The organism is Legionella micdadei, from assembly GCF_000953635.1.
GTDB lineage: Bacteria > Pseudomonadota > Gammaproteobacteria > Legionellales > Legionellaceae > Tatlockia > Tatlockia micdadei.
This window is the reverse complement of the sequence record NZ_LN614830.1, coordinates 2,847,919-2,863,231: the sequence shown is the minus strand read 5'-3', so window position 1 is coordinate 2,863,231 and position 15,313 is coordinate 2,847,919. Positions and strand designations below refer to the sequence as shown.

The following is a 15,313-nucleotide window of genomic DNA, read 5'->3' as shown; positions in this document are numbered from 1 at the left end:
AACTAATCTGGCAGAACTCGTGAAAAGCGAGCACTGCCAGGTCAGACAAGCAATTCGAGTGTACTAGGCATGTATCGCTAAGCTTAGATAAGGTCCTCTGTAGGAAAAACTATTGGTTTCTTTGCCAGCGATATGTTGGAATCCTGGATTAAATAGATAGCCTCTTAGCGTATCCATTGCGTTTTGATAGGTACCAACTTGGTAGCCAGCTTCTAATGTAGCGCGAGCAGTATTGGAAAAAACATGGCTATAATCAACACCGAGCTTTCCGGTTATGCTGTTAACAATACGATCATTTTTTGGCCAGGTAAACATGTGACTGAAATTTTGTACAACCACATAAGAGTGGGAATGGATTTGCCCAACAATGAAGGCATAGTCAAAATATCCGACCAAGCCGAATCCGTGGCCTAAGCCGTAATTTGCATCAACACTAAACAGAGGACCGACACCATTAAATTCGCTAATCATGTTACCTGGAGCCGCAAAAGTAAGCTTATGCTCAATTTCCGCATAACGGACACCTGCTGAGGGATGGATGCTAAAACTTTGTGTTGCATCGGAATATTTTCGGCCTGCTTTCAAATCGGCTTGGTGTATTTCATAACGCAAATACGCATTACTCACAAAACCAGGTGTGGGTGGTATGGTTGCATCTGGAAAAAGAACGGAGCCAAAATAATCTGAGCCATCAGAGAAGTCATTAATAGCATGCGTTTTATTTCTTAAAACAAAATAATTTGCTTCAATGTTATTCGCTGAATTTGCAAAGTCATATCCCAAAACTATGCGGCCAGCGAATTTGTGGTGGGGCTGAACAGGCTTGCTGCGGGACAATTCACCGCCGGGAACTGGGTATTGCCAACTATCGGTGACTAAGCCAATGCCTGTTTCACTTGGGCGTAAATAATAACCGGTGAAGTTAGCATAAATACCTCCGGGGGCTTTGAAAGCACAGAGAAATGAAGTACAGACAGGTCCATCCTTATCGAGCGCTAATGGAGCAGCTGAGGTAGCGCCAGAGAAAACAAGCCCTAAGACAGCTAACCAGCGATGTTTTTTTCTTTCCATGAGACTAATACCTTATGAAATATGGAGTTTTGAATAGGTCGAATAAAAATTTGTAAACTGTTTCAACTGATTGAAACTGAACTAATTTATCAAACAAGTGTATGCAATTCAAACGGTAAGGTTTGCGAAACAGTGTAGAAATTATTTAAAGCAAAACAAGAGGGATAAAAGTCTAAGATTTGGATGTCTTTAAAGGTATTCTGTAATATCAATACTTGATTTTTTTCCAATATAACGCAAATTTTGTTTTAGCCATTTTTCACCCTCTTTACGCCCTTCTTCAAACAAATGGCTGATAAACGACCAAGATGGACTTAGTTTGCTTGCAACAGAATATTTCTCCATGATGACATCGGTTCGAATCGCATGGATGAGCATACGCTTCATTCTCCTTTTATAAGCATCTTTAAACCATCCTTCGTCCAGTAACTTACTCACAAATGCCACCGCTCTCATTTCACGCATTAATGAAGAGTTAAAACTAATTTCATTCATACGATTTAAAATTTCTGTAGCCGTTTCAGGCACTTTCTCCCGGTAAATTGGGTTGATGTGGAGGATTAAAATATCAGTGCATTGCGAATTGTAAATAAGCGGGTAAAGTGCAGGATTTCCCATAAAACCGCCATCCCAATAATAGTCATCATTTATTCTAATCGGTTGAAATAAAAAAGGGAGGCATGCTGAAGCCATGATGGCATCCACAGATAATTCTTGATTATCGAAGATCTTGATTTTCCCTGTTCTTATATTGGTTGCCGAGATAAATATTTTCACTTTATTAGAGGACTTAATTTTATCGAAATCAACTTGATCATTAAGTATATTGATCAAAGGGTTAATGTTAAGTGGGTTTAATTGTGCGGGAGAGAAAATCTCAGTCAATAGATTAAAAAGTAAATAAGACATGGAATATTCAGGTTTTATGCCCCACAGCTCCTCTAACGGGGTAATTCTAATTGGATTATAAATTTGCCCCACATCACTAATGGTTTTCCAAAATTTATATAAAGATTCCCGAGCACCCTCATTGCCGCCAGTGACTAGCCCATGAGCAAGAACAGCGGCGTTTGTAGCACCAGCGCTGGTTGCAGAAATTCCCTCAAATTGCACTCGGCCATCTTCGAGTAATTTATCCAGAATTCCCCAGGCCAGAGCACCGTGGGTTCCTCCACCTTGTAGCGCCAGATTAATCGTTTTGGGCTTGCTGCGCATGATATCGGTTCTCTTTCCTTGTAGCGTTTATGCCTGATTCTTTCAGTATACAAGGTTTCTACCTTTATTGAGGTTAGTAGAGTCAGCTATCGAAAACTATAGATGCATTCAAAAAAAGATCAAATTTTTGCCTATTTGTCTTTAGAATGCGTATAATAGGAAAGTTATTTTCTCTGAGTATATTTTTGAGGGAGAGTATTATGCGGGAAAGGATAAAATCATTTTTTTCTGGCGAGAAGACTGTTACACCCGAAATAATTAATACACTGGATTCTCAAAAAACCGAACCGAATGCTAAATCTGACTCTGAAGCTGAATTCAGGGAGAAAGATAAAAAATCATCGGATACTTACGTATTCATATGGGAAAAAACGACTAGCGATCCAGGCCATGCTGCCATTCAGGTGGGAGGCGAAAAACCCAAATTGAAAGTGGATGAACCTGGAAATTATGTTAGCATTCATCCAAAAGGCTTCCCTTCAATGGGGCCCACAGCGGTACTTCCCTTACCTGCCCATTTAACGACTTCGCTTGAAGAAGATATGGATCTTGCAGCTCAGTCAAGGAATAAAGATCCTATACTCACGAGTTTTGATGAAGTCCCCATTATTTCTCAAGACGCACCCACTATTCCTGCCCCTCCTGATCATGTTTATAAATTTCAGGGGCTCGACAGCGATTTAATGAATAAAGAAATTACAAAGCTTAGGGACAATGTGGAGCAAGGTAAAACGAATTACCAATTGTTGCCTAATGTCTCCCTATTAGGCTTCTTCAGTGACGCCTCCTCGTTTGTCAGTCAGGATCCTTTAGATGTCATGGCCTACCACAGGCAAAGGGGAAACAAAAAATACGAAGCCCAAGTCACAAATTGCAGTACTTTGGTTACACATATATTAAATCAAGGTGGAGCAAACCTTAGTTCTCCTAACAAGCCTTGGGGTGTCTCTCCAGATGGTTTAGCTAAAGAGATAGCCTCCACGGATGGCTTAGCTGAAGAAATAAGGTTAAGTTAACCTAAACATAACCCTTAGCTTTTTACTCTGCGCAGGTTCCTCGGATAAATCAGTGCATGTTGGCATTAGGGGCAAAAAGTAGGTTTTGATTTTTTGTCCTGTGTAGGCCATGGTGCTAAAAAAATTTTCTGAATTTAAGGATTAGTTAAGCTTGGCATTTGTACAATAAAAACTTTCTGCGTTTTTTATCTAGCCAGAATGAGCATTACCGTCAAATGAGAGTAGTTATTATGCCAAGTGATAATCGAAAATTAGGAGCAGACACCAAACGGAAGGGAAATCAAGAGTACTATGTGGTTGCGTTCGTGAAGAACACTAATCAGGAGAATGGTTCAGGCCATGTTTCTGTCTCTGCCATAAAACGATCCCCAGGAAGAAGCAAATTTAATCATTTAAGCTTTTTTCCCGGGCCGATTGGTGCCTTAGTTAATCAGCTTACTTTAGGATCTGTTCCTACAGCAGGTCGATTCGCAGAATCTCATCATGAAGATTTTGAAGAGGCAGATCATGTCTTGGTTAAAAAAATTGAAAAAACACAGTACCAAGAAATCAATAACGCTACAAATGAATTTAAAGAAGACGTGAAAAATAAAAGCCGTCTGTATGCTGTTTTTGGTGCTACCAACCCGATTGCTCCTTGCCTGACTGGTGCTTTGACCTTTACATGGAGCTCATGGAAGACTCAACTGAATCATAAAAGGCTTAATTGCTATCCTGCTCCCGAAGACATGTGTGGCGTAGAAGTTTATGATGATGAGACCCATGTGCTAGCGTCGGGGTTTCAACCGGATAATTGCACAAGTTCAGTAACCCATGTTCTAAATAAAGGTGGATTTTCTTTGAAAAATCCAGTGGTTCCAACATTCTTTACCAACAAACTGACAGATGAACATGGATTTGAAAGGATGGACAAAGAACAATTTTGTAGCTTATTTAAAAAATAAATAAACGTTTTGATAAAGTGCAAAGAGCAAAGCAGCTGGCGGCTTTTTTATTTTACTTGCGGTAGGTCAGGCAAAACAGAAGGTGGTTGACAGGCTTAGTATGCTATGCCAGCCTTATTTTAGTGCGCTACAAAAAACTTGTTAATCGTTACATCAAGGAAGATTTCTATGACAAAAGTTCATGCTTATGCAACTCACGAAAAATCCGGTCGGTTGACCCCTTTCGAGTTTACTTTGGGAGAAATTGGTCCAGGACAGGTCGATATTCAGGTGGAATCATGTGGAGTCTGCCATTCCGATCTCTCCATGATCGACGATGAATGGGGTTTTAGTAATTATCCTATTGTCCCGGGTCATGAGGTAGTGGGTACTGTCATTGCAATGGGTGAACACGTTAACAATCTAAAGGTTGGTCAGCGGGTTGGTCTTGGATGGTTTAGCGGCAGTTGCATGTACTGCCATAGCTGTCTTAGTGGCGATCATAATCTTTGTGCTAAAGCAGAACAAACCATTGTAGGGAGACATGGAGGCTTTGCCAACGTGGTGCGCTGTAATTCGATCTGGGCTATTGCGTTGCCCGACGAGTTGAAAGCGTATGACGCAGGCCCTTTGTTGTGTGGCGGTATTACCGTGTTTAATCCGATTGTCCAATTTGATATACGTCCCACCTTCAGGGTAGGTGTAATTGGTATTGGTGGTCTTGGCCATCTGGCATTGCAGTTTCTTCATAAGTGGGGATGTGAAGTGACTGCTTTTTCGTCTACGGAGGGTAAAGAGGCTGAAGCCAAGCGCATGGGGGCTCATTACGTGGTGAATACAAATGACAACAAAGCGCTTCAGAAATTAGCTGGGGTATTTGATTTTCTACTTAATACTACGAATGCAAATCTTAATTGGGCTGCTTATCTTGAGCTGTTAGCACCGCATGGGCGATTACATACAGTGGGTGCAGTTCCAAATCCTATTCCAGCTCCTGCTTTTTCACTCATCTTCAAACAACGTAGTTTATCAGGCTCACCGCTCGGAAGCCCTGCAACCATTCAAGATATGCTTGAGTTCTGTGTGCGCCATAATATCCTTCCATTGACAGAGCATTTTGCTATGAAGGATGTTAATCGGGCAATAGAGCATTTAAGAGCTGGCAAAGCACGTTACCGTATTGTTTTAGACAATTAATTTTGTGTGGGGGATGTTTCTTATTTTAGGCGTCTGTCTCCCGGCCAAGCTGGTTCTTCATTCAATGCTATAATGGATAAAAAAGATGGAGAGATGGTATGTCAAAAGATAAAATCGAGAAAAAAGGATTCGCTAACGGCAGGTTTCATGGGTATCAATTCCAAGAGGATAATATAGCCAATCAAATGGCTTTCCTTTTTGGAGGTGAAGAGGGTGAAAACGAAGCGGCAAGAATCGCCAGAGAAGCAGAAGAACGCTATCCAGGTCCGCTACGAATGCCTGAACGAAAAAAATTTATCGAGGAAGAAATCAGAAAAAGAGCCGAAACGGTAGACTCAAAATTTCAAAGTGGCCTGATGGACATCTTTAATTCATTAAAGGATAAAACAAAGCCGCTTTCGGGTGAAGAAGCTGGCAAAGAGTTGGCATACAATTTGATGAAAAGCCTTGGGTTAAATGTTGATAAAGATAATCTGCAAACCCACTACGATCCAGGCCCTCCCCAAGTTTTTCAAATCACTTGGATTAATCGTCCTACCCAAAACCTGGCCAATGAAAACTCAAATATAAATAAGCTTGCACAATGTTACGCGGATAACTGCGACCAAAAACAAAAAGAGGATTTTAATAAATCTTGGAAAGGCCACGTGGATAATGCTAAGGTGGGTGGTCCGAAAATGGATAAGCAGGAATTTTTAGATAAAGCTGATAAGTCTTTTAAAGAAACGGTTGAACATCTTAAAAAACAGGAGTTACCCCCTCCTACTGACTCCAAAGATTCCCAAGATGAAGCAAGTTTTACTCCACAGGCGTAGCATTAATGACGTATTAGCATAATGCAGTCCTGATTTTAAAACGAAAAATTGCATTCAAAAAACAGGTTGTATAGATTTTGTAATGGCTTCTTACCCACACTGATATGATTAATAAAGAAAAATGGGACAAATTAGCAGCATGGATGGCTAAACTTCATATCGATGAAGCTGAGCTCATCGAGAAATTTATCTTAGGCAGTGGTAAAGGGGGGCAGAAGCTACATAAAACGGCTTCCACTGTTTATTTGAAACATGTGCCCTCTGGTTTGGAAATTAAATGCCAAGAGTCAAGAAGCCGTGAAGATAACCGCTATTTTGCAAGAATGCGTCTTTGTGAAAAATTACATTCGATAGTCAGTGATGAAAAAACAAAAGAGCAACAAAAAATTGAAAAAATAAAACGGCAGAAAAAGAGACGGTCAAGGCGGGCAAAGCAAAAGATTTTGGATGAAAAATCGAGACAAAGTGCAATAAAAGTATTGAGAAAAAAGCCTGAGTCTTCTGAATAAGAAATTATTCTTAACAACGGGGTTTCGACAACTCCCCCTCTGATTTTTACACAGCTACATCCAGTATCTATACTGTAAGTAACAAGTAGAGGAGATTGTTGTGTACAGCAAAGATCATGATGATATCTCTTTGGGGTTTACCTACAAACATTTTAAACATGGCGCACACGCTTGTCTTATGTATCGAGACGAAAGCGAACGACGGCGTGTTATATCGAAATACATCGAATCTGGGATTCTCAACAATGAGAGGATTGGCTATTTTGTCGATATAATGAAGCCTGAAGAGGTAGTCGATTGGTTGGGCGAATTAGGTATCGAAGTGCCGAAAACCAGTCAAGTAACCATTACTCCCGCAGTCACTACTTATTGTCCTGAAGGTAAATTTATACCAGAACAAATGCTGTCTTGCCTTAAAAGGCATTATGAACAAGCAATTGCTGATGGTTTTGTAGGTGCACGCCTTTCAGGGGAAATGAGTTGGTCTCTCCGAAATATTCCTGGCTCAGAGCAGTTAATCGTCTATGAAGCGTTAATTAATACCATTCTGGATACCCATCCAGTTACTGCCATGTGTCAGTATGATGTCACTAAATTTGATGGGGGCTTAATTTATGATGTCTTACAAGTTCATCCCCTCATGGTCGTACATGGCCAAATTGTAAAAAACCCGGCTTATGTTAGACCCGACGAGTTTTTACGTAACTATAAAAACTAACAATGAATAACAAAAAATTAACCTATAATGAAAAGTCGTTATTACGTCTCTATTCTGCTCATAGCGCATTGTTTATTCTGACATCAGCAGAGCATATTGCATCTTATCTTGAGAGGCTTCTGAATACAGTACCCGGGGTATTAGAAAGCGAAGTATGTCTAATCAAGAGTATGGAAAGGGCTGAAAAAGAACTCTATTCTAAATTTATTGGTAAAATCGATTTAAAACAGGGAAAGTTTAATCTGCATGATTTCTTTAATTTATGCGAGTCACTCGAAGAAAAAGAAATACAAGTATATCCATTGATTACAAAGGATATTTTTTATGGTCTTATAGCATTAAAAATTAGTGATTTTGAGCAATTTTCTCTTTTTGATCCTGTTGTAAATAGTTTTGCTATTTCCACCTCCATTATCTTTGAAAATATATTTCAAAAATATGAGCTTGAAAAAACAAATAAGGAATTGCTACTGCACAGAGAACACCTCTCAGAATTGGTAAAGTTAAAAACACAGTCATTGGAACATGCAAAAATAAAATTACAAAGCATGTTAGATAAAACCGTAGAGTCCTTAGCATCGGTTTCTGAACTAAGGGATCCTTTTACTGCAGGGCACCAATACCGCGTAGCGAAACTTGCAGAAGAAATAGCAAATCGATTTGGGGTAAGTCCGAAAATAAAACATGAAATCTATTTAGGGGCACTCATTCATGATATTGGAAAAACACGTATCCCTATGGAAATATTGGTTTATCCCGCAAAGCTCAGCCAGTTGGAATATGATTTTATTAAGCAACATCCCGAAATGGGTTATCAGATTGCCAAAAAGGCATCTTTTAGTAAGACGATAACGAACATTGTTCTGTATCATCATGAACGTTTAGATGGATCAGGATATCCGTATGGATTGAAAGATAAAGAAATTCCTCTGGAAACAAAAATTGTTTCTGTGGCCGATGTTTTTGAGGCTATGAGTTCACATCGCCCTTATCGCCCCAAACACACGATTGAAGAAACTCTAGCTGAGCTAATTAACGGCTCTGGGAAATTATACGAACCCTCTGTTGTTGAATGTTGTATTGAACTTATCACTAAACAGCACCTTGAGCTGCCAACTCCTCCCTACGAACGTCTAAACCAAAGCATGTATCCCTCGGATAAATAAAATCTCAGGAATATGGCACTTTCGATTTCGTAAAAATCCAATAGAGCCCGATAGAGCTAATAAATTTACTATAATGGAATTACGCTGTAAAAAAAGAGATCATTATGCGATTCAATGATGCGTTTTATTATACGGAGAAGCAGGAAGGTAAAATTTATGGCAGTGCTGCTCCTGGCAAGATTAGCATAGACCGATTACTACAAAGCAAGCCCGATTATTGGGAAAAGCCAAGTCTTGAGAAATTGCAGAAACCAAAGTCGCTTATCCTTGCTGACTGGACAGCCAAAAACTGGTTCAGCGATAAAATAGATGCTGTCATCGCTCGCATGGAGCAATTGATTGAAGAGGGGTTTACTATTTATATCTGGCAGGATGGTGTTATTGAACCATTAACTAAGGAGAAGCTTTCTTCCCTACATAGAGAAGATATTCGAGAAAAAATGACACCAGAATTGTCATCCGTGATTACCCTTGCAGCTTCGCAACAACAAGAAATAAATAAAGAGCACATCCATGTTTTAGATGATTATTGGGTCGATCAATGTCTCTGTCCTGACCCAACAACTACCCCACCTCGGCGCGTCTATGTGAGTAGTTTTAATACTAGAATTTATATTGATTATTTTCGCCATCTTTCACGAAAAGTAGAATTCACTAAATCTAACAAAATAATATCAGTCCTTCAGAACGCTACTCCTCCAGTTGAAGAAATTGCATTTGACGAATATAGCAGAGCAAGCATTCTAGCATTATCTGATTTCGAGAAAATTTTCCCAGAAGCTAAAATACACCTTCAATGCAATGCCCTGAGTTTAGATAAAAGGGACCTTGAAAATTTTTTAAGCGGTAAAAAAATTAATTATCTTCATGGACTTGATATTCCGAACGACGAGATTGCTTTGCTTGAGAGAATTGAATTAAATGGTCCCATAACCGATAAGCAATTTGCACAATTACTTGAGAAAGCTCCGCATCTTAAGCATCTAGAAATAGGTCAGGGCGACTTTCTTGAATTTAAAAAGAGACCACCAACTTCTTCAATCGAAATTATTACTGGTTCTTTGCCCAATAAACCAAATGATTCCTATGAAAACTTGCTATTAAGTACCCCTAATCTTCGCATTCTAGAGATTATTGATGAAATCTCTAATCTTATTATTAAGAACGAGCTCAATTTACCAAACCTTTATGAGTTATCAATCACGGGATGTATTTTTTCGGCTGCGACTATTCACAATATTCTTTCTAAAGTGAACAATTTACACGTTCTTGATCTAATGGATTGCAAATTGGATGAATCATGGGCTTTGGGATTGAATTTATCATCACTTGTAACGTTGAAAGCGACAGAGATTGATCATAAGTCCTTAAAAGCTATTCTAACTTCAGCCTCACAACTACAACATCTTGAATTTAGAAAATTACCAAAAGATTTCGCTTTAAGTCCTTACAATCTTTCTGCATTAAGATCTTTCACACTGAACCATGAAATCAGGACGTTGGATTTGCATGCATTTATTGCTAAATCTCCATTATTGAAAAGTTTGAGATTAGCGTATTGCGTTGGTTTGAATACACCTTGCGAAAATGATTTTGACTTTCCATCACTCGAGTTATTAGATCTAAATGGAAGTGATATTACAGCTAAAAATTTGCAATTGATGCTTGCTAAGTCGCCGCACCTAGTAACACTTAATTTATCTTCATGCAAACTCACCGAGAAAATGGACAAATCTCTGGCTTTACCCTCTCTTGAAGAATTGATATTAAAGGATGCCCAAATAACCCCGAATAATCTCAAAATGTTACTCGCTAATGCCCCTTCGCTCAAAGTATTGCATTTAGATCGTGTTCAAAATATTCCTTGGGATGATCTGGACTTATCATCTTTAAAAATCTTGCATATAAGTCGAGATAGTTCCGATAAGCTGATAGCCTCACTACAGGAAAGATGGCCAAATCTAAGTATAGAGTTATCAGGCGTTCGTCACATAGAACCTCGTCAACCAGCAATAACAAAGCAAGCTCCTAAATCACAATCTGAAATTCCTGAAGAACTCAAACAACTCCTCGATTCCATCCCTTTAACCGAAGAACCTTTAGAAACAACTCAACATCTTGAGACCGCACCTACAGAAACCGTAGAACATGAGCCAACAGCACAACCAGCTACTGTAGCGTATGATCCAACTCAACACCTTCGATATCGTCCACCTGCCGAAAATGCTCCTTTTCAATACCAAGGGCTCAATAAAACAATTGCACAATGGGCAATAATTGAGCAATTATCGCAATATCTTACTCTTACGAATCAACATTTAGACTGTATTCCAAAATTAAAAGGCGGAATTTGTAATGCGTTAGCAGAACTTTTTAAAGACATATCTTTCGATAAGACAGTCAAAGATAAAATGACCTTAGAACAATGGAACTACATGCTTGCCAATATAGTCAGTTGGAATGGTTCTGCTGAAACGCTGGATAAGGGCAACTTAATCGAACAATTCGAATTAATATGGAAATACGTCGATAAATTCTATTTCGCCAATAAAAAAAGCGAGGAAACAACCTTTCTTGGCGATCATTTGCTTTCTTTTTTAAAAGAACATCCGCAGGATTTTGTGCTTGGCAACAATTGGCATGATATAGCGGTTAAATACTCAAAAGAGGATGATCAATGGGTTCTCTATGATCCTAACTCTAGTGCAAGGCCAGAGCGTGTTGGTTGGGAGGAACTTGCCGATCGCGTAAAACACTCCTTGGGGAATTTAATTGCCGTTAGAGGGGATTTTGACGTTCAAATAGACATTAAAGATGGACAGTCATTTTTGCAAGAAGGTGGGTTATTGACTCTCACACGTATAAATTATGGCCAAGTTAAATCGATAATGTCCTTATTGCCTAAACCTGAGGAAGTGTCCGATGAGGCTTTAGATGGACTATTCATGCGCAATTTGCAGGGAGCTCCTGCATGGGTTTGTGCCATGCTTAACTCAACCACCTGTCAATATACTGTTGATTTGTTGCAGCAATTTGTCAAAAGAAATCCCAAAACGTTTGCTCAACAATTAAAGAAAAGTGTAGAGGCTTTATCGGCTAATAACAGAGAGCTTTTAGTGATAGCGTTGGTTGGCGGGGTAATTGATGCTGAGAGAATTGGGTTTGTTGAAGAACTACGCTCTATTTTCCATCTTTCAAGTTCTCATAATTACGCTTACCGATTAGAAACTTGGCGTAAAGAGAAGCCGGTATTTAACTCGATAAAAAAATACTGTCAGCACATTGTGCAACCTGAAATCATCAAAAAACGTTTAATTGAATTCCAATCAACGGACGACCTTCGCGCGATGGCGTTGTCTTTAACTGCTCATTGCCAAGCGATAAAACGACCCATCTTTGTTGTCAATTCACCCGATGATTTAGTTTGTTCAGCTCCTTTTGTAAAAAAAGTAGGTGATAAAGGTCAGATCTGCCGAGGACCTGGTGGCCCATTACACGATTTTTTACAAGCACACCAAGATGAAGCTAATCCACCAGTTATCCTGATTAATTATGATAATTTTGAAGCAGACGATATTGTACGTTTCAATGCCATCCTCGATAAAAAGCGCTCTGCTGATGGCAGTTTATTGCCTGAATGTGCCCTGGTAGTTGGGTTAATTAATACCCAGAAACCGTCCTGTTATCAAGGAGCTGACTTTTATTCCCGGTTTGATGCAGTGGGTGACAATCCTTTTTCTTCAGAGACCCTTGGACAAGCCATTGGTCCATTACCGGTGACAGAAAAAGGTGAAGATCTTCTCGAAACCACAGTGATTGATTTCTATCACGGACAGGATTGGGAAGAACGTTTACTAGGCCGATGGGTTATTAAAGACAACGGGCTTTTCTTTGAAGAAGGTGAGTTAATAAAAGCCATCGACAAGGGTTTGCCTATTACACTGCAAAATGGCTTGTGGGAAAACCGGAAATTTGAAACCTTCTGGCGACAAGCTTTTTTATTAGGTCATATCAAACAGGGTGATAAAATTATCCCCCTTCCTCCTGAATTAAAGTTTTTTAAAGCCTCCGGCTATGATTGGAAGTCACTCAAGGATAATGTACGTATTCAAACCGGATTCCAAGCAGATGCAAGTGTACTCAATCCAAGTCGTTTAATGACATTTTTTTCCGATTATTCCTATAATAATATCACTCAAAGCATCAGTACCTTACCAGGATTGCTTGAAGCAAACCAAGGAACAGAACTTCATGTCAATTTAACGCGAGAACTCAATGAAGATGAGTGGGGAATGCTGCTCAAAGCCTGCCATGAACGCAAGGTTCAATTGGTGGTTCATCGCTTGCCATTCATGAATTTACCGCAAGACTTGCAAGCTGCACTTTCTGAAAACCCCGTTGACAATACATCACCAGCTCTAGAACGCTTTGATGATAAAACCATACTCCCTACTCATGTTTTCCAAACTAACGACGTTGACGCCACCACGTCTTACCTCTCTCAAGCAGGGGAATGGATGGTTATTGATGTTTCTGAATGCGAAGCACCTGATTTGCTGATCCGCTTGAAGGGTAAATTAGATAAAGAAGCATTGGATTTTAAATTTACTCAAACACAATCGGCCCTTTTAAAAGGACTTAGTGAAGGTAAAAATATTATTTTAAAGGGAAAGTTTTCAAAAACACTGGGAGATGAATTAGCTCCCTTACTACTAGAAAGACAAAATAATCCGCATATGAAAGGAAAGTTATTGCTTGTCAGTAACGATACGACCCCGTTGAGTTATTGTAGCCAATTGACTGAATTCATTGTGGATAGTGTTCTTAAAAAAACCTTATTAACTCAAGCCGGATTTGAGCCAAAAGATATTGAATCCCTCGATTCCCGTTTGAGCAAAGAATCATTAAGTCAACTTAAGGCGCGTCTCACTTATCAAAAAAATAACCCAGCCCTAATGATGGATCAAGATCCCTGGCAAGGCATGAAATACTTACCCAAAACGAAAATAGAGGGTACTTTCAATGCTGATAAAAGTAAGGAAATTACTGATGCGTTTAATCAAAATCGCCTCGATAGTGTTAATGAAATATTAAGCCGACAACCCTATGTTTACCTCAGCGGTCAAACTGCAGTTGGAAAGTCCACCTTTGTTGAAAAATACCTGAAAACTGACGAAGCGGCTCGAAGAACCCTATATCAAGGAGAAAAAAAATTACTTGAGTGGGCAAAGGACACACGGCCTGGTGTTCGTAAGATTTTATTCCTTGATGAAGCTAATTTAAGCCCTAAACAATGGAGCGAATTTGAAGGATTATTTGATTCACCACCAGGAATTTTGATTAAAGGAACTTATTATCCTTTAACGGAAGAACATAAAGTCATTTTTGCTGGTAATCCACTCAGCTACGGTGACGCACGTCGATTGGCGCCATTTTTTGAAAAACATGGTAATTCAGTCGTCTTTACTGCTCTACCGCAAGAACTCATTTATGAAGAAATATTAAAGCCCGTGTTCTCAGGAACAGCCCTTGAAGGAAAAGAAAAAGAAATTTGTCTTCCTCTACTTAATATTTACCAATTCATCTGTGAAATTTCAGAAGATGAAATCCTCATTTCGCCCAGGGAATTGCAGATGATGGCCTTGATGATTTTAAATTATCAACAAAAAAATCCAGCCGGAAACATTTCCTTAGCCGCGGAGCACTACGCCTATGAGTTGGCAAAACCGCTCGTACCTCAAAATCATCAAAAACGCTTAGAATTATTCAAACCGCAAACACCCCTCATCATGGAGGGTATACAGGAAAAAAAAGGCTCTTTTCTTTTTACCGAATCACGCCAACCTGCCCGATGTCAAATGGATGACTTAATTTTCTTACGGGAGATAAAACGAAGCGGTTTCGTTACCAGTGATGCCCAAAAATACGGTGGTTTAGGTGGTATGGTCTTGGAAGGTGATCCTGGTACCGGTAAAAGTGAACTCGTGGTTGAAAACTTAGTTGCCCAGGGTTATAAGGAAATTCATGATTATCAATCCCCTTTTGATCCAACTCTCAATACGGATAAAGTATTCTATCGCATGCCGGTCAGTATGCAGCTCCCTGAAAAAGAGAAGTTATTGCTTAAAGCGTTTAACGAAGGGGCGATCGTTTTAATCGATGAAATTAACAGTTCTCCCATGATGGAACGACTGTTAAACGCCTTGTTGATGGGAAGAGGTCCAGATGGATCACGACCTATACAACCTGGTTTCTTAGTAATCGGCACACAAAATTCAGCCGCAAAAATGGCCGGACGACAAGAAGCCAGTACGGCTTTAAAACGACGGATCATTACCACAAAAATACCAGCCTATACTATGGAAGAAATGCATGAAATTTTAATTAGCAAAGGCATTTCTCGTGAGAAAGCAATCCTGATGGTGAATGCCTATACAAAGAATGTAGAACGCGCTGAAAAAGAAAACTTATCCCCCGCACCTACTTTTCGCGATTTAATGAAAGTTGCAGATGAGGAAATTAAAATCAAGTCGAAATCAAAAGAATTGCAGGAACCATTAATTGAGAAATCCGTTGTTGATTATGAACCATTTAGCTTTTTCAAAAAAGAGAAGAAAAAAATTGAATCTGAATTGGCGTCTTCACAAAAAAAAGTACGGCCGTAGCGATATCTTGTGATTTGA

Annotated in this window: 10 protein-coding genes; 8 read left to right on the top strand and 2 right to left on the bottom strand. The window is 39.4% G+C overall.

Translation table 11 applies throughout. The features are described 5' to 3' along the window. Nucleotides 1–63: 63 nt before the first annotated feature. Together LMI_RS12730 and LMI_RS12725 are read right to left on the bottom strand one after the other, a co-directional pair. A complete protein-coding gene (locus LMI_RS12730) occupies nucleotides 64–1,071 on the bottom strand; it encodes an Lpg1974 family pore-forming outer membrane protein (RefSeq protein WP_045100127.1) in 1,008 nt (335 codons plus the stop codon). Between the two features lie 189 nt (nucleotides 1,072–1,260). Continuing rightward, a complete protein-coding gene (locus LMI_RS12725) occupies nucleotides 1,261–2,286 on the bottom strand; it encodes a patatin-like phospholipase family protein (protein ID WP_045100126.1) in 1,026 nt (341 codons plus the stop codon). Between the two features lie 200 nt (nucleotides 2,287–2,486). Here LMI_RS12725 and LMI_RS12720 point away from each other — a divergent pair, with 200 nt between their 5' ends. The 8 genes from LMI_RS12720 (at nucleotide 2,487) to LMI_RS12685 (ending at nucleotide 15,295) form a co-directional block, all read left to right on the top strand. Then, on the top strand, nucleotides 2,487–3,302 hold the full coding sequence (locus LMI_RS12720; protein WP_052679580.1) for a hypothetical protein: 816 nt from the start codon (nucleotides 2,487–2,489) through the stop codon (nucleotides 3,300–3,302). A gap of 230 nt (nucleotides 3,303–3,532) precedes the next feature. Beyond that, nucleotides 3,533–4,246, top strand: a complete 714-nt coding sequence (locus LMI_RS12715) for a hypothetical protein (protein ID WP_045100125.1) — start codon at nucleotides 3,533–3,535, stop codon at nucleotides 4,244–4,246. A 168-nt stretch (nucleotides 4,247–4,414) separates the two neighbouring features. Then, nucleotides 4,415–5,422 carry an NADPH-dependent aldehyde reductase Ahr gene (gene ahr / locus LMI_RS12710; protein ID WP_045100124.1) on the top strand — a complete coding sequence of 336 codons (1,008 nt, stop codon included), beginning with the start codon at nucleotides 4,415–4,417 and terminating at the stop codon, nucleotides 5,420–5,422. Between the two features lie 98 nt (nucleotides 5,423–5,520). After that, nucleotides 5,521–6,237, top strand: coding sequence for a hypothetical protein (locus LMI_RS12705; protein WP_045100123.1), 717 nt, complete (start codon nucleotides 5,521–5,523; stop codon nucleotides 6,235–6,237). Nucleotides 6,238–6,341: 104 nt separating this feature from the next. Next, nucleotides 6,342–6,746 (top strand): peptide chain release factor family protein, encoded by a 405-nt coding sequence (locus LMI_RS12700; protein ID WP_045100122.1) that lies wholly within the window; start codon nucleotides 6,342–6,344, stop codon nucleotides 6,744–6,746. Nucleotides 6,747–6,846: 100 nt separating this feature from the next. Further along, nucleotides 6,847–7,464, top strand: a complete 618-nt coding sequence (locus LMI_RS12695; RefSeq protein ID WP_045100121.1) for an MEDS domain-containing protein — start codon at nucleotides 6,847–6,849, stop codon at nucleotides 7,462–7,464. A 2-nt stretch (nucleotides 7,465–7,466) separates the two neighbouring features. Then, nucleotides 7,467–8,630, top strand: a complete 1,164-nt coding sequence (locus tag LMI_RS14965) for an HD-GYP domain-containing protein (protein ID WP_052679579.1) — start codon at nucleotides 7,467–7,469, stop codon at nucleotides 8,628–8,630. A 104-nt stretch (nucleotides 8,631–8,734) separates the two neighbouring features. After that, nucleotides 8,735–15,295, top strand: a complete 6,561-nt coding sequence (locus tag LMI_RS12685; RefSeq protein ID WP_045100120.1) for an AAA family ATPase — start codon at nucleotides 8,735–8,737, stop codon at nucleotides 15,293–15,295. Nucleotides 15,296–15,313: the final 18 nt, after the last annotated feature.